Origin of the sequence: Streptococcus mitis, assembly GCF_003942965.1 — a bacterium.
GTDB lineage: Bacteria > Bacillota > Bacilli > Lactobacillales > Streptococcaceae > Streptococcus > Streptococcus mitis_BH.
The window spans coordinates 24,590-38,696 of sequence record NZ_RJOG01000004.1 but is presented as its reverse complement, the minus strand read 5'-3'; the positions used below and the strand labels follow the sequence as shown (position 1 = coordinate 38,696).

Here is a 14,107-nt window from a genome sequence, read left to right as displayed (position 1 = left end):
TTAGTCTCCTAAAGTTAATTTAATATTTTTAATGTTCTTTATAGAGGTATTAGCACGAACATCTTGTTGCTGAACGACAGAACCTGAACCTTCAAATTCCAATTCAATATCCAACCATTTAGCAAATGTCTCAGCAGTCTCTTTTTTCCAGCCATACATGTCTGGAATTTCTTCTACCTTATCAGATAAAAGGAGAACTTGTTGGTTTGGTGCAAGATCTTTTCCTTCTTCTACAGAAGACTCTTTAATCTTTGTTCCAGTACCAACAACGATTGGCTGAACAATGTTTCGGCGTAAGGTTTCCGCCAAATCACCAGGTGAAATGTCCTTGATACTAGGCATTGCATACGAAGATTCTGTCGTCACTTGATCTAAATTCTTAGCAGGAGATTGAAGATTGAGAGATTCTTTCATAGCTGAAGCTCGTTCTAAAATAGGATTGGCAAACTCTCCCAAATGGACAGCTGAATAATGCTCAGGCTGCTGAATAGTCACATATAAGATAAAATCAGGATTTTCCGCCGGATTCATTGATACAACTGAAAATATATAATTAGTTGCACCAACTAAGTATCCTCCATTTTTCTCATCCGCAATTTGAGCAGTACCTGACTTAACTGCCACATTTTGTCCGGGAACTGTTATGATTGGTTTCCCTGTTAGATGATTATACATGGTCCCGTAAAAAGGATCCGTTCCAACTAAGATCATGTGATTTCGAGTTGTGCTTGCTGCCTCTTTGGAAACAGGATTTCCTACTATTTCTTTTTGTGACTTACGTACAGACTGATTATTAGGATCATACAGGGCACTAATAAACTTTGGTTCTAGCATAACTCCATCATTAGCAATAGCTGTAAAAGCACGTAGCATCTGGGTCTGCGTTACAGAAATCCCCTGACCAAATGCACTCATGGCAATATTAACAATATTATCTGCAGGCAATTGACCTGAATACTCATCAGTCAGACCAAAACGCGTCGGCACCCCAAACTTAAAGCGGTTTAGATAATCCAACCAAGTAGCATCTCCCATTTTTTGTTCAAGTAGACTCATTCCAACATTACTGGAGTGAGCGAAACCTTGTAAGAAAGTCATCATCCCACCAGTCGTCAAACCATCATTAACATCCCAATCTCGAATAGTAGCATCTGCTATTTCTAATTTACTATTGTTGAAATATTCACCACCTGAGAAAGTATTGTTATCAATGGAAGAAGCTAGTGTCATGACTTTCATTGTTGAACCTGGCTCGTAATTACTTTGATACAGAATATCTCGCCAAACAAAGTCTTTGGTAAGCCCTTCCTTAGTATCTGCATCAAATGTCGGGCGCTGTGTTGTTGCAAGAATTTCACCTGTCTTAGCACTTACAAGTGTTGCATTCACATATTTACCTTTAACCTTTTCTTGAAGAGCATCCATTTGGGTTTCCATAAAGGATTGAAGAGGACTGGAAATCGTGGTATAAACATCTTTTCCGTCTATTGTTTGTTGAGATGCTTCTTCAGTACCTGGTACGATATTTCCTACACGGTCTTTTTCATAGGTAATAATACCGTCTGTCCCAGCAAGAATAGTATTTAACGAACTCTCCAGACCAGATGTTCCTAACAAACTCTTACTACCATCCTCATTTTCATGGAGTTGCGCTAAACCAATAAAGGATGATGCAAATTGACCATTAGGATAGCTTCTATTAGGACTAGTGGTAAAATCAACCCCTTCTATACCAGCATCTTTTAGATCCTTCTTTATAGCCATCATATTTGCATAAGTAATACCATTACCTTTTGCACCAAAGGAAACCTGAGTAAGATTTAGCTGTGAAAGCTGAGCATTTACATAAGATTCATCTATATCTAAATACTTATGAAAAACTTCAGCCACTTTATTAAACTGTGATTTTTCTACATAAAGAATTTTACCATTTGCCGATTTATACTTTTCATCAATTATCGCGAAAACATTATAGGAAGTTGCGTCTTCTGCAATAGGAGTACCATTTCGATCATAGATTGTCCCTCTCCTAGCAGGGACAGTTCGAGTAATTTGATGAACTTTCTTAGCCTCTTTGACTAAATCTGTCCCAAAACGATTACCTGTACTAATGATAAGGGCAAAGTTTATCAAAAATATCAAAAAAAGAATAACTGTCAATAAACTAAGGTTTCTCCCCACTTTACGACGGTTTAATACTGGAGATTTACGATTTCTTACCGCAAATCGGATTATTTTTTCTGTCCACTTCATATACTACTCCGCTGCTCGGATATTTTCATTATTCAGTTTCAAATCTTTTTGATTTGCTATTTCTTTCAAACGTTCTAGGCGAATCAATTCATTCACTTCTTGTTTAGCATCGTCTAGCTCTGTTTTCTTCTCCTCTAATTGTGCATTGATTTTTGTCAAATCACTTTGCACTTGCAAGAGTCGTGTCTGCATAAAGATAATACTCACTGCTAAAACGAGAGCTGTAAAAGCGATAGAAAGATAAAAAGCCTTCTCTACACGTGAGAATTTTTTTATACGATTCTGCAAGAATTGACTGGTTGTTTCTTTCTTATCTGCCATCTTTTCCCCTCTTACTTGTGAATTTTTCTGGCCACGCGCAACTTGGCTGAGTGCGAGCGGTTATTAGCTTCTAATTCTTCTGCACTTGGCAAGATTGGCTTACGGGATACCAATTCCATCTTGGGCTTGAGATCATCTGGGATGAAAGGCAAACCTTTGGGAACTTCAACTGTTGAAGCCTCCTTGAACAATTGCTTGGTCAAGCGGTCTTCTAATGAATGAAAGGTAATCACTGAAATTCTACCATCTAGAGCCAACATCTCCATAGCCTGCTGGATGGATTCATCTGCTGCTCCCAGTTCATCATTGACTTCAATCCGAATAGCCTGGAAGATCTGCTTAGCAGGATGGCCCTTCTTCTTGAGCTCCTTAGCAGGCTTAGCCGACTTGATAATCTCTGCCAACTCAGTCGTTGTCTCGATTGGCTTGACTTCACGCGCTTGTTCAATCTTACGCGCAATCTGTTTAGAGAATTTGTCCTCGCCATATTTGAAGAAAATACGAACCAAGTCATGATAGTCATAGTCGTTCACCACTTCATAAGCTGTCAGACTAGCTTCCTGATTCATCCGCATGTCCAGTGGCGCATCCTTTTTATAAGAAAAACCACGCTCACGCTGGTCCAATTGAGGACTAGACACTCCCAAGTCATAACAAATTCCATCAATTTCCTGAACACCAGCTTCGCGCAAACGTGCCTGTAAATGACGGAAGTTATCCTTTATAAAAGTCACCATCCCCTTCTCAATGTAGGGAGCCAAGCGTTTTTGCGCATTGTTAATAGCATTCTGGTCCTGGTCAAAGGCATAGAGATGGCCTTTTTCACTTAATTTACTTAATAAATATTCGCTATGGCCCGCTCCACCCAAAGTCGCATCAACGTAAATACCGTCAGGCTTTACGTCGAGCATATCAATCGTTTCGTGGAGTAAGACCGTTACATGATGAAATTCTTTTGTCATATCTTATCTATTTTACCACAAATCCGACCAGCTTGCACTTGTCAGACAAATAGGACAAAAACAAGTAAGATTTCTTTAAGAAATATGTCAAATATGCTTGACATCTATTTCATAGAAGAATATAATATAGTCAAATATATACGACATAAAACAGAAAGGAGACCAGATGAATCGTGTGAAAGAATTTCGCAAGGAACTGGGCATTTCCCAGCTCGAGCTAGCCAAGGATATCGGTGTCTCGAGACAGACCATCAATATGATTGAAAACGACAAGTACAATCCAACCCTGGAACTCTGTCTCAATCTCGCCCGCAGCCTCCAAACTGATCTAAACAGTCTCTTTTGGGAGGATGATTTTTAAAAAAGGAGCAAACTCATGAAAAAAGAAACCTTTACTGAAAAACTGATCAAACGCACATACGGCATTTCTGATCCCCTTGATGAATACAAACGGCGCGAGGCCGATCGTATCGGCAATCAAGTCTTTATCTTCCTCTTTTATCTGATGATTTTCGGCAATCTTATTCCGCTCGTTCTGGCCTATAAATACCCTCAAGAAGTGGCTCTAATCTATCCTCCTCTGATTTTAGTGATTGCCCTCATCGCTGCTGGCTATGTCACCTACCAAATGAAAAAAACAGGGATTACAGCTATTGATCCAGATATGCTGAGTGAGAAAGAAAGTAAGCAACTACATTACCCAGGTCTGAAAGCAGGTTTGTTCTTTGGTCTATGGATGTTTTTTATAACTCCTCTTCTCCATATACTCATAGGTGAAGGTCAGGACTATTTCCATTCTCTTCTCACTATAAGAAATGGTGTATCAAGCATTCTCGGTTCTATCTTCTTCGGAGCAAGCATACAGTTCCTCATCTCCCGTCGCATTGAAAAAGCTAAGAAAGATCAAGATGAGAATTAGGAGGTGCCTTATGAAAAAAGAAAAGAAACAGTTACGTTATCCTGGTCTGAAAGCAGGTTCGATTTATGGAACAATAATATTTTTTATAATTCAACCCATTGATACCCTAACAAGTGAAAATCCAAATTTTATCACTTCTCTTCTAAATACAAAACATATTTTTAAAACTATACTGGGAGCTTTCTTTTTCGGAGTGATGATACATATTGTCGACTCACTTCGTATTGCAAGAGCTAAAAAAGACCAGGATTAGGAGGTACCTATGAAATCATTACTAACTTTACTTACCTATCATCTTTTGTTCAGTTCTCTTCTCATCTTCATCATCGTTTCAGGGAACTTGCCATTCAGCGAGATATTCCTCCTTCTAGTCTTTATTCCAGCCCTCAACAAAGGACTAACTTATCTAAAGATTGACTCCCAAAAAACACGCATACTCAACTTAGCACTGTGCTTTATGATTATATCTTTACCACAACTGACGCTCATTTCAAGCAATTGGAAATATTATATACTGCTAACTATCGCTAGCTTATCATCTATCACTTATCTTTATTATCTCTATCAATTCGTAAAAGAAAGTCAGTAAAACCGCTCATTTAGGAGGTTACTAGCATGAAAAAAGAAGACTTCACCACTCGCCTACTTCGAAATCTCTTTCACATCCAAGGCCCTTTTGATGAATGCCGGCAAGAAATTATCTACAAGGCTTGTGCCCGTTCTATGGTTCAAATCGTTTATTCTTCCTTCTTTCTCTTCTTGTTTTATCTATTATTTGGACGCTTCATAGAAGCCGTTCGCTATGCCATGCCCTACGTATACTCTGGACTCATTTTTTTCATTACTTTAAAAACTCAAAGAGTCGTCAAAGAACTTCATCTGGAAAAAGATGACAAGTCAGAAATCATCCTCAAAACCTACAGTAAAAGCCAAATCAAATTTCGAAGCTGGGTGGTGTTTATCGGTCTTCAGATTGGCCTCTTTATCCTACTCATCTTTCATAAAGTCTTCGTTCAGCAGATGTCCCTTTCAGATTTTGTGAAGCTCCTCATGCAATTCGATAAAAGTGTTCCTTTACTGATGTATGGTCTAATTATCGGTAGCATTTTTGGAACTCTGACCTACGGATTTCTATCCCTACAGGAGGAAAAAACTCCTAAAAATACCAAGCAGAAAGAGAAAAGCAAACAATGACCTCATTATACGATTTTTCAGTCTTAAACCAAGACAATCAAGAAACCCCATTAGATGCCTATCGTGGTAAGGTTCTCTTGGTTGTCAATACTGCTACTGGATGTGGTTTAACGCCCCAGTACCAAGGACTCCAAGAACTCTATGACCGCTATCAAAATCAGGAATTTGAGATTTTAGACTTCCCTTGTAATCAGTTTATGGGACAAGCCCCCGGTAGCGCAGAGGAAATCAATAGTTTCTGTAGCCTACACTATCATACTACTTTTCCTCGTTTTGCCAAGGTCAAAGTCAACGGTAAGGAAGCAAATCCTCTCTATGTTTGGTTGAAAGACCAGAAATCTGGACCACTAGGAAAACGAATCGAATGGAATTTCGCTAAGTTTCTCATTGGTCGAGATGGGCAAGTCTCTGAGCGCTTTTCTTCCAAAAAAGACCCAAAACAAANTGAAGAGGCCATACAAGCCTTGCTTTAATTTTTTTCAGATCTATGTTATTTGAATACTGATTATCACAAGAATTTTCAAGAGACAGCAGATAAACATTACTACTATTGACTAGATTATCTTGTAGATACAGGATTTAAATCACGAAATAATAAAACCCACCTTTTCAGGTGGGATTTTTGTTTATTAAAATTATTTTACTGTTGCTGTGCTTGTAATCAATTCAACAGCTTTTTTGATTGTGATATCGTGTTTCAACATATCAGCTGAAAGCAAGCTTTGTACTTGAGCAACTTCCATGTTGTAGTCTGCTGCCAATTGCTCGATTTCTTTTTGGATTTCTTCTTCTGAAGCGTCAAATCCTTCAGCTTTGGCAACTGCTTCGATAACAAGGTTAGTCTTAGTACGTGACTCAGCTTCTCCCTCGTATTGTTTGTGAAGGTCTTCTTGAGTAGTTCCAGTGATTTGGAAGTACATGTCAGGGTTGATACCTTGACGTTGCAAGTTTCCAAGGAATTCGTTTACTGAGCGGTGAACTTCTTCGTGAATCATTTCTTCTGGAAGTTCTACGATTTCAGCGTTTTCTACAGCTTTATCAATTGCTGCACCTTCTACTGCATCTTTGTAAGCTTCTTCTTTAGCAGCAGCTAATTCTTTGCGGTATTTTTCTTTCAATTCAGCAAGTGTTTCAACTTCTTCGTCGATATCTTTTGCAAGTTCATCGTCAAGAGCTGGAACTTCTTTAGCTTTAACTTCGTGGATAGTTGTCACGAATTTAGCTTCTTTACCTGCAAGGTCTTCTGCTTGGTAGTCTTCTGGGAATGTTACGATAACGTCAACAGTTTCGCCAGCTGAGTGACCTACCAATTGGTCTTCAAAACCAGGGATGAATTGACCTGAACCAAGTCCAAGTGAGAAGTTTTCACCTTTTCCACCGTCGAACTCAACACCGTCGATAGAACCAACGAAGTCGATGACAACAGTGTCGCCGTTTTCAGCAGCAGCTTCTTTGATAACCAATTCAGCCAAGTTGTTGCGTTCGCGTTCAATACGCTCTTCAACGTCAGCGTCAGTTACTTCTTTTTCTAGATCAACTGATACTTCAAGGTTTTTGTAGTCACCCAATTTTACTTCAGGTTTTGTAACGACTTCAGCAGTGATAACCCAGTCTTGACCTTTTTCCATTGAAGTTACATCAATTTTTGGTTGTGCAACGACTTCAAGACCAGCTTCTTTTACAGCTGCTTCATAAGCGTTTGGCAAAAGAGCGTTCATAACGTCTTGATAAAGTGATTCTTCACCAAATTTCTTGTCGAAGATAGGGCGTGGAAGGTGACCTTTACGGAAACCTGGAACATTAAGAGATTTCTTCACTGAGTTGAAGACACGGTCCAATTCTGGTTTGATTTGGTCTTGAGAGATAGTGAAAGTCAAGACACCACGGTTTGTTTCTTTGTTTTCAAATGATACAGACATTCTGTCATTTCTCCTTAAAATTTTTTAAATACAGTCTATTATAACATAAATGGGCGACTTTTTTCAAGTAATGAATGCGCTTTTCAATCACGCTAGAGGTACTTGCTTGCTTCTTTGATACTAAGGTCAGCCATTTCTCCAATATTATTTTTACATAGCTATTAAAAGTCCTCCTGCCCTACCAAATGGTGCTGAAAGGCATAGACTGCAGCCTGGGTACGATCGCTAACCTCAAGTTTGGCAAGAATGTTAGACACGTGCGTCTTGACCGTCTTGAGAGAGATAAACAGTTCGTCTGCGATACGCTGATTTTCGTAGCCCTTGGCGATGAGTTGGAGAACATCTCGCTCACGCGCAGTCAAGTCCTCATGTAGTTCTATGTGATTGCGGTGGTACTCGACCTTCTTGCTGACCTCTTGCTCAATAGCCAACTCGCCAGCAGCCACCTTACGGACAGCATGGAGCAATTCGTCTGCACTAGAAGTCTTGAGCATATAGCCCCGAGCACCAGCATTTAAGACAGGCATGATTTTTTCATTGTCCAAATAAGAGCTCACAATCAAAATCTTGGCTTCAGGCCATTCTTTGAGGATGGCCAAGGTCGCATCAATCCCATTCATCTCAGGCATGACAATATCCATGACAATGACATCTGGACGCAATTCCAAGGCTAAGTCAATACCTTGAGACCCGTTTGCTGCCTCGCCCACAACTTCTACATCGTCTTGGAGGTCAAAGTAGCTTTTCAATCCCAATCGGACCATTTCGTGGTCATCTACTAGTAAAATTTTCATCTTTACTCCTTTATCATTCCTTACATAACAGGGGAATACGGATATCAACTGCCAGCCCTTGCTTGGGAGCTGTTAATAACTGAACCGTCCCTGCCATATCTTCAACCCTCTCTTTGATATTTCGCAGTCCATAACTCAAGTCATCTAAACTCCCTAACTTGAAACCAATCCCATTGTCCACCACCTTCAGCTGCAATTCAAAATCTGTCTGATAGAGATAGACATCCAGACAAGATGCCTGGGCATGGCGGAGGGTATTGCTGATCAATTCTTGCAGGATACGGAAAATATGCTCCTCGATTTTCTTAGGCAATTTCGTCACATTTTGCTTGAAACTAACCTTGAGATCACTCTTGTCCTCAAGCTCTTTTAAAAGAATCTGAATTCCTTCAACCAGACTCTTCTGCTCCAGTTCAACTGGTCGCAAATGCAAGAGCAAAACCCGCAAATCCTTCTGGGCGGTTTCTAAAATAGCTGTGACACTCTGCAACTGGGTCTGCATCTTTTCTTTATCCAATTTCAAAACCTGCTGACTGACACCTGACAAAATCATGTGAGCCGCAAACAACTCCTGACTGACTGTATCGTGCAAATCCCGAGCAATTCGCTTCCGTTCCTTCTCGATGATTTCCTCTTCCTGAGCAAGGCTGTGATTTTCAGCCTTTTGAAGAGCCTCTGTCAAAAGGTTAAGTTTACCTGACAAGAACTTGAAACTGGCATCCAAATCTGGATCTGCAAGCTGAACCACTTCTTGTCCTGCTAATAAACGCTTAAGGTTCGCCTGCATTTTTCTTAGAGAAAGCTCTTCGATACCTCGCCAAAACAGGGCTAAGAGAAAGGTCATGGACATGCTGAATACCAACAATAAAAAGACAAATTTTTCTGTTTTTTCGACATCATGTAAGAAAATAGACCAGTCAAAATCAAGGATTTCCAGCAAGCTGTGAGAGAAAAATAAGACAAACAGGACGGAGAGGAGAGCAATGATTACATAGGCTTGTTTTTTCATCCTCTGATCACCTCCACATCTCCAATCATAGTGGTCAAGAAAATCTTGACACTCTTATTACTCTTGAGATAGTCTCTTGTTTCTTGATGATAGTGTTCATTGCGGAGAGCACGTTTGGGCTGATTGAAAAAAGTCAAATCACCATAGAGACAGTTAACGCTGAGACTGACTTCCACATCTACAGGTACAATGATTTTGGTCGTTCCTACCATCTTTCTGAGGATAATGACATTGTCATGATTGGTTAGAATCACCCTCTCCAGATGAATAGTGTCCTTACCCATGAGGCGAAAGAGATTGATATCATCAAACTTGCAAGTCTGGTAACTTGAAAAATGATGGAGATTTCCAAACCAACGATTTTTCTCCTTCTTAACCGTCACCACTTCTTCAAAAACCAAATTGGTCTGCTCTTTTTCCTGGTTCATCATCGGATAAAGAAGAAAGAGGCTATAGATGACCGCAACAAAAATAGCTAGAATCACAAAAGGGTTGAGCATGACGATGAAAAAGAAGAGAATGGTTGCCACCACTAAAAGAAGATTATTGCCCTCTTTACCAGTGTAATAACGAATCAAAAGCAAAAAGAGGAATAAAATCAGCAGAAAACGTGAAAAATGCTCTGAAACCATCAAAATCAGAGCTCCCGTCAAAAGACAGGCTTCGATAAATAAAAAGATTTTAAATTTTCTCATACACATATCCTCTACCTTCTATTTTATCACAATTCAAAAAAGTCACCTCGGTCTGAAGATGGAAAAAAAGGCGGTGGTTACGCCTTTTTCATCTGATCCTTTGCTTCTTTTAATTTTCCATAAAGAATGTAATCTACGCTTTGCAGATCTGCTATGGTGGCACAATTAAGAGCACACATAATCAAACGCAGATCGTCTTTCCATCCTTGAGCAATGTCGATCACTTCTTCAACTGTGTAGGTTTCAATCAATTCCAGAACTGTTCGAGACAGTCCTACAGCCTTGGCACCAAAGACCAAGCACTTAATCATATCCAGCGGATTCCGAACGCCTCCACTAACCAAGAGTTCAACCTTGTCTTTCCAGTCTTGGGCATTGAGAAGGGCTTGCATGGTAGACTGCCCCCATTGATTGAGGTAGTCACGTTGACCACTGCGACGGTTTTCGATATAAGCAAAGCTGGTGCCACCACGACCTGATAGATCCACTGTACGAACACCCAGTTCATAGGCTCTTTCGATGGTCTTCACATCCATCCCAAAGCCGACTTCCTTGAGGACAATAGGAACGGGGATTTGCTTGCTATAGTCTACTAGATTCGATTGCCAGTTTCTGAACTTTCTTTCTCCCTCGGGCATGAGCAACTCCTGCATAACATTGACATGTACTTGCAGGAGAAGGGGATTCATCTCTTCTACAGTCTGAACTCCTAACTCGACAGGCTTGTCCAATCCAATATTGGTTCCAAGAAGGAGATTTGGATGATCATACTTGACAGAAAAAGAGTCATCTGCTGGATCCTTGAGGGCTGCGCTATAAGAACCCGTTACAAATAAAATTCCACAGGTTTCTGCCACTTGAGCCAACTTTTGATTGATTTCTCTTCCCTTATCACTTCCACCCGTCATAGCATTGATATAAAAAGGAAAGTCCCACTTTCGACCAGCAAATTCTGTTGAAAGATTGATTTCATCCAGGTCATAGAGTGGTAGCGAAGAGTGGATTAACTCCACCTCATCAAAGCTATTATAGGAACTTTTCTGCTCAAGGGCATAGCGGATGTGCTCATCCTTACGATTTGTCGTCATGTCCTATCCTTTCTTGGTATAAGAGCTCAATCCCCAGATCGGCCCAACGGTTTTTTAGAGTTTCAGTTGATTGCTCATCAAAACTCAAGGCAATACCACAATCACCACCACCAGCGCCGCTACTCTTGGCAACAGCTTGCAAATCTTGACTGGCTTCTTTCAACTGTCTGAGCGAAGGTGTGTAAATATCTGTGTTCAAGCCTTCTAAAAGCCGGCTGGCTACTTCTACTTGCTCGATAATTTTTTCTGATTTCCCCTGTTCCAAGGCTTCTACCAAAGAAACCACCGTTTCTTTTGAGGAACTTAAAAAATTCTGATTGATATTTTGCTTGATTTGCTGGACCATGTGACTCGATACAGCCACTTCCTTGGTCCATCCCACTAGGAAATCACATTCTAGGGCAGGTTGTACGTATGAGATTGAAAAGCCCCAATCACGCTCTAAAACAGTCGCTAAGTTTTCTTCTTCCAACCAAGCAGCCACCTTCTGGCGATCAAATGACTGGTAGAGAACCAAATCCTCTGCCACAATACAGGCAATGTCCCCCATAGAACCATTGTCTCCGCGCTTGAGCAAGACAGCACTGGCCAGCTTGAACAAGAGATCCTGATCAACCGAAAGCTTATACAGAGCTAGCAGAGCCTTGATGACCAAAACAACGACGCTACCGCTAGAACCCAGACCAAACTTTTTCCCTTCTCGTTCCATTTTTCCACGGATTTCTAGAGAAAAAGGTCGCAAGGTCTGCCCACGATCGGCGAGGAAGTCATTCATCAAAGCAATCGTTTCTTGAATCAAGCTATAGTCAGTATTTGGTGTCAAATCCACTGCGAAATCAAACATATCTGAGTAGATACGGTAACTATCAGAAAAAGCAATCTCCCCCTTCATATAGATGGGGATTGCCTTTATCAAAGATAACTGCCCTGGTTCTAGAATAGCATATTCACCTGCCCAATAGAGTTTCCCGCAAGTTTTAACAGCAATCATCTTGGCTCAAATCCTTTGTTTTTGACACAATCAAGCGATAACGTTGACCGAAGATTTCTGATAAATGCTCCAAGTCTTTCTCTTGACAGAGGACTTTGACATTGGGACCAGCATCCATAGTAAAGTAGCAGGCTTCTCCTTGCTCACGAAGCTGGCGGACAAAGTCCATTGCTTCATAGCTTGCATCCGTCAGATAAGAAAAGGCTGGTGATGCTGTTTTGGTCGTAGCGTGCATAGCCAGGGCATTTTTCTCCGTTAATTCCCCAACCTTGGCAAAATCATTTTCCTTGAGATAAGCCAGCATATCCTGATAGTCCTTCTCAGACTGACGCACCCAGTCGTCAAAAGTCGTCGAAGTTTCCACACAAAGTTTCATACCGTCACGGCTAGAAATTGGTTTTTTCTTGTCCTCCAGCACCAACATAATCATAGCTAGTTTCAAGTCTGTCTCTACAGGGTAAATTTCTCCACTATCCTTATCCCAGGCTCCTAGCGGTCCATAAAAACTCCGAGAAGAAGAGCCTGAGGCAAACTTAGCCTCCTGTGCCAACTGACTCCGATTTAAACCAAGCTTGAAATAAGCATTACAAGCCTTGACCAAGGCAGACAAACCACTAGAACTTGATGACAAGCCTGCTGCCGTAGGCATATTGTTTTGAGTATCTATACGGACAAAGCCTTCCCCAGCTGGACGGTAGCGGTCAATAATCTTACTCATCTTAGCATGCTCAGCCTCATTTTGTAGCTGACCATTGATATAAAAGGCATCAGCCATCGCATCCGACGGTAGAGGCGACAAAGTCGTCTCTGTGTACATATTTTCCAAAGTCAGAGAGATACTGCTTGTAGCAGGCACCATCTCTTTCTCTTTTTTCTTTCCCCAGTATTTGATAATGGCAATATTTGCGTAAGAACGTACTGTTACAGGCTCTCTATCCATGTCTGAACAGCTCCTTTCTCTTCTAATCTTTCTGCTAGTTCTTGAGCTTGAGTCAAATTGGTTGCCAAGGCTATGATACAGCCTCCTAGCCCACCACCGCTCATCTTGGACCCCAGAGCACCATGGCTAAGAGCCGTTTCAACTAGAGAATCTGCCTCAGGGCTACTAACACCAATTTCTTTTAGATGTAAATGCGCTTGACTGAGGATTTGTCCCAGTCCTTCAGCATCTTTTTGTCTAATCGCATCTTCTACCTGCTGGGTCAATTCTCCCAAGGCATGCAAAAACGGCAGGGCATCCTTGCCCTTGTTTTGAACCACTTGGATGGCTTCACGAGTATGACCATAAACGCCCGTGTCAGCAATTACCAAATAGGCGGATAAATCCATCTCAAGCTCTGTAAATCCTACGTTCTTAATAAAGCGAATAGGCTGGTCACTGAGACAGGTCTTAGCATCTAAACCACTTGGATTCATATGGGCAATCATCTCCGCCCGATTGACCAAGATTTCTAGTACATCATGAGGCAGGTCGGCTTGATAGTAGTCAAATACCGCACGAATAGCCGCTATGCTGATAGCAGCTGACGAACCCATTCCCCGCTTCTCAGGAATGGCCGAGTCAATCTCACAGCGAATGCAAGCATCCTTGATATTTAGATGTTCAAGTGAAGCATACACCGCCATGGACAAGGTATCCTCCTCATAGAGAAGCCAAGGACTCGCTGCAGGAACTACCTTACAAGTCACTTCCACCTCCAAAAGAGGCAGAGAAATGGCAGGATAACCGTAAACGACCGCATGCTCCCCTATTAAAATAATCTTACTATGTGCCTGACCGACACCAACCTTTTTTGTCATGTTTTCCTTTTACTAGACGAAAAAGCCGTCTCATACTCAATGAAAATCAAAAAGCAAACTAGGAAGCTAGCCGCAGGCTGTACTTGAGTACGGTAAGGCGACGCTGACGTGGTTTGAATTTGATTTTCGAAGAGTATTATTTTTTCCTACAAGTATTTATTC

At 41.0% G+C, this 14,107-nt stretch carries 17 protein-coding genes; 6 read left to right on the top strand and 11 right to left on the bottom strand.

Annotation, left to right across the window (positions count from 1 at the left end):
• From pbp2X to rsmH, 3 genes are read right to left on the bottom strand one after another with little or no spacing between them, the layout of a single operon-like run.
• Positions 1–2,253, bottom strand: a complete 2,253-nt coding sequence (gene pbp2X, locus D8837_RS01935) for a penicillin-binding protein PBP2X (RefSeq protein WP_125456021.1) — start codon at positions 2,251–2,253, stop codon at positions 1–3.
• Between the two features lie 3 nt (positions 2,254–2,256).
• A complete protein-coding gene (gene ftsL, locus D8837_RS01930) occupies positions 2,257–2,574 on the bottom strand; it encodes a cell division protein FtsL (RefSeq protein ID WP_125456020.1) in 318 nt (105 codons plus the stop codon).
• An 11-nt stretch (positions 2,575–2,585) separates the two neighbouring features.
• On the bottom strand, positions 2,586–3,536 hold the full coding sequence (gene rsmH, locus D8837_RS01925) for a 16S rRNA (cytosine(1402)-N(4))-methyltransferase RsmH (RefSeq protein ID WP_125456019.1): 951 nt from the start codon (positions 3,534–3,536) through the stop codon (positions 2,586–2,588).
• Between the two features lie 166 nt (positions 3,537–3,702).
• Here rsmH and D8837_RS01920 point away from each other — a divergent pair, with 166 nt between their 5' ends.
• From D8837_RS01920 to D8837_RS01895, 6 genes are read left to right on the top strand one after another with little or no spacing between them, the layout of a single operon-like run.
• Positions 3,703–3,897 carry a helix-turn-helix transcriptional regulator gene (locus D8837_RS01920; RefSeq protein ID WP_001082470.1) on the top strand — a complete coding sequence of 65 codons (195 nt, stop codon included), beginning with the start codon at positions 3,703–3,705 and terminating at the stop codon, positions 3,895–3,897.
• A 15-nt stretch (positions 3,898–3,912) separates the two neighbouring features.
• A complete protein-coding gene (locus tag D8837_RS01915) occupies positions 3,913–4,455 on the top strand; it encodes a DUF3278 domain-containing protein (protein ID WP_125456018.1) in 543 nt (180 codons plus the stop codon).
• A gap of 10 nt (positions 4,456–4,465) precedes the next feature.
• Complete coding sequence (locus D8837_RS01910) at positions 4,466–4,708, top strand: hypothetical protein (RefSeq protein WP_000711736.1); 243 nt, start codon at positions 4,466–4,468, stop codon at positions 4,706–4,708.
• A 9-nt stretch (positions 4,709–4,717) separates the two neighbouring features.
• A complete protein-coding gene (locus tag D8837_RS01905) occupies positions 4,718–5,044 on the top strand; it encodes a hypothetical protein (RefSeq protein ID WP_000838786.1) in 327 nt (108 codons plus the stop codon).
• Positions 5,045–5,070: 26 nt separating this feature from the next.
• Positions 5,071–5,649, top strand: a complete 579-nt coding sequence (locus tag D8837_RS01900) for a DUF3278 domain-containing protein (protein WP_125456017.1) — start codon at positions 5,071–5,073, stop codon at positions 5,647–5,649.
• On the top strand, positions 5,646–6,122 hold the full coding sequence (locus tag D8837_RS01895; RefSeq protein WP_125456016.1) for a glutathione peroxidase: 477 nt from the start codon (positions 5,646–5,648) through the stop codon (positions 6,120–6,122). Before D8837_RS01900 ends, D8837_RS01895 begins: the two co-directional genes overlap by 4 nt.
• A 162-nt stretch (positions 6,123–6,284) precedes the next feature.
• On the opposite strand, the gene tig is transcribed toward D8837_RS01895, so the two are convergent.
• The 8 genes from tig to mvk all read right to left on the bottom strand — a co-directional run bounded on the left by tig (position 6,285) and on the right by mvk (position 13,945).
• The gene (tig, locus tag D8837_RS01890) at positions 6,285–7,568 is read right to left on the bottom strand and encodes a trigger factor (RefSeq protein ID WP_125456015.1); all 1,284 of its coding nucleotides are present in this window, start codon (positions 7,566–7,568) and stop codon (positions 6,285–6,287) included.
• Positions 7,569–7,729: 161 nt separating this feature from the next.
• On the bottom strand, positions 7,730–8,362 hold the full coding sequence (locus D8837_RS01885) for a response regulator transcription factor (RefSeq protein WP_125456014.1): 633 nt from the start codon (positions 8,360–8,362) through the stop codon (positions 7,730–7,732).
• A 13-nt stretch (positions 8,363–8,375) separates the two neighbouring features.
• Positions 8,376–9,371, bottom strand: coding sequence for a sensor histidine kinase (locus D8837_RS01880; protein WP_125456013.1), 996 nt, complete (start codon positions 9,369–9,371; stop codon positions 8,376–8,378).
• Positions 9,368–10,066 carry a cell wall-active antibiotics response protein LiaF gene (gene liaF, locus D8837_RS01875; protein WP_125456012.1) on the bottom strand — a complete coding sequence of 233 codons (699 nt, stop codon included), beginning with the start codon at positions 10,064–10,066 and terminating at the stop codon, positions 9,368–9,370. The genes D8837_RS01880 and liaF overlap by 4 nt, the downstream gene beginning before the upstream one ends.
• Positions 10,067–10,143: 77 nt before the next feature.
• Positions 10,144–11,154, bottom strand: a complete 1,011-nt coding sequence (gene fni / locus D8837_RS01870) for a type 2 isopentenyl-diphosphate Delta-isomerase (protein ID WP_125456011.1) — start codon at positions 11,152–11,154, stop codon at positions 10,144–10,146.
• Positions 11,138–12,145 (bottom strand): phosphomevalonate kinase, encoded by a 1,008-nt coding sequence (locus D8837_RS01865; RefSeq protein WP_125456010.1) that lies wholly within the window; start codon positions 12,143–12,145, stop codon positions 11,138–11,140. Before D8837_RS01865 ends, fni begins: the two co-directional genes overlap by 17 nt.
• Positions 12,132–13,085, bottom strand: a complete 954-nt coding sequence (gene mvaD, locus D8837_RS01860; RefSeq protein WP_125456009.1) for a diphosphomevalonate decarboxylase — start codon at positions 13,083–13,085, stop codon at positions 12,132–12,134. The genes D8837_RS01865 and mvaD overlap by 14 nt, the downstream gene beginning before the upstream one ends.
• Entirely contained in the window at positions 13,067–13,945 is an 879-nt protein-coding gene (gene mvk / locus D8837_RS01855) for a mevalonate kinase (RefSeq protein ID WP_125456008.1), read from the bottom strand. Before mvk ends, mvaD begins: the two co-directional genes overlap by 19 nt.
• Positions 13,946–14,107 lie beyond the last annotated feature (162 nt).

Bases quoted from the DNA above. Each gene is read 5' to 3' on its own strand.
- D8837_RS01865 (WP_125456010.1), bottom strand. From the start codon at position 12,145: ATGATTGCTGTTAAAACTTGCGGGAAACTCTATTGGGCAGGTGAATAT.
- rsmH (WP_125456019.1), bottom strand. From the start codon at position 3,536: ATGACAAAAGAATTTCATCATGTAACGGTCTTACTCCACGAAACGATT.
- fni (WP_125456011.1), bottom strand. From the start codon at position 11,154: ATGACGACAAATCGTAAGGATGAGCACATCCGCTATGCCCTTGAGCAG.
- tig (WP_125456015.1), bottom strand. From the start codon at position 7,568: ATGTCTGTATCATTTGAAAACAAAGAAACAAACCGTGGTGTCTTGACT.
- D8837_RS01905 (WP_000838786.1), top strand. From the start codon at position 4,718: ATGAAATCATTACTAACTTTACTTACCTATCATCTTTTGTTCAGTTCT.
- D8837_RS01920 (WP_001082470.1), top strand. From the start codon at position 3,703: ATGAATCGTGTGAAAGAATTTCGCAAGGAACTGGGCATTTCCCAGCTC.
- mvaD (WP_125456009.1), bottom strand. From the start codon at position 13,085: ATGGATAGAGAGCCTGTAACAGTACGTTCTTACGCAAATATTGCCATT.
- ftsL (WP_125456020.1), bottom strand. From the start codon at position 2,574: ATGGCAGATAAGAAAGAAACAACCAGTCAATTCTTGCAGAATCGTATA.
- D8837_RS01880 (WP_125456013.1), bottom strand. From the start codon at position 9,371: ATGAAAAAACAAGCCTATGTAATCATTGCTCTCCTCTCCGTCCTGTTT.
- liaF (WP_125456012.1), bottom strand. From the start codon at position 10,066: ATGAGAAAATTTAAAATCTTTTTATTTATCGAAGCCTGTCTTTTGACG.
- D8837_RS01915 (WP_125456018.1), top strand. From the start codon at position 3,913: ATGAAAAAAGAAACCTTTACTGAAAAACTGATCAAACGCACATACGGC.
- pbp2X (WP_125456021.1), bottom strand. From the start codon at position 2,253: ATGAAGTGGACAGAAAAAATAATCCGATTTGCGGTAAGAAATCGTAAA.
- D8837_RS01910 (WP_000711736.1), top strand. From the start codon at position 4,466: ATGAAAAAAGAAAAGAAACAGTTACGTTATCCTGGTCTGAAAGCAGGT.
- D8837_RS01885 (WP_125456014.1), bottom strand. From the start codon at position 8,362: ATGAAAATTTTACTAGTAGATGACCACGAAATGGTCCGATTGGGATTG.
- D8837_RS01900 (WP_125456017.1), top strand. From the start codon at position 5,071: ATGAAAAAAGAAGACTTCACCACTCGCCTACTTCGAAATCTCTTTCAC.
- mvk (WP_125456008.1), bottom strand. From the start codon at position 13,945: ATGACAAAAAAGGTTGGTGTCGGTCAGGCACATAGTAAGATTATTTTA.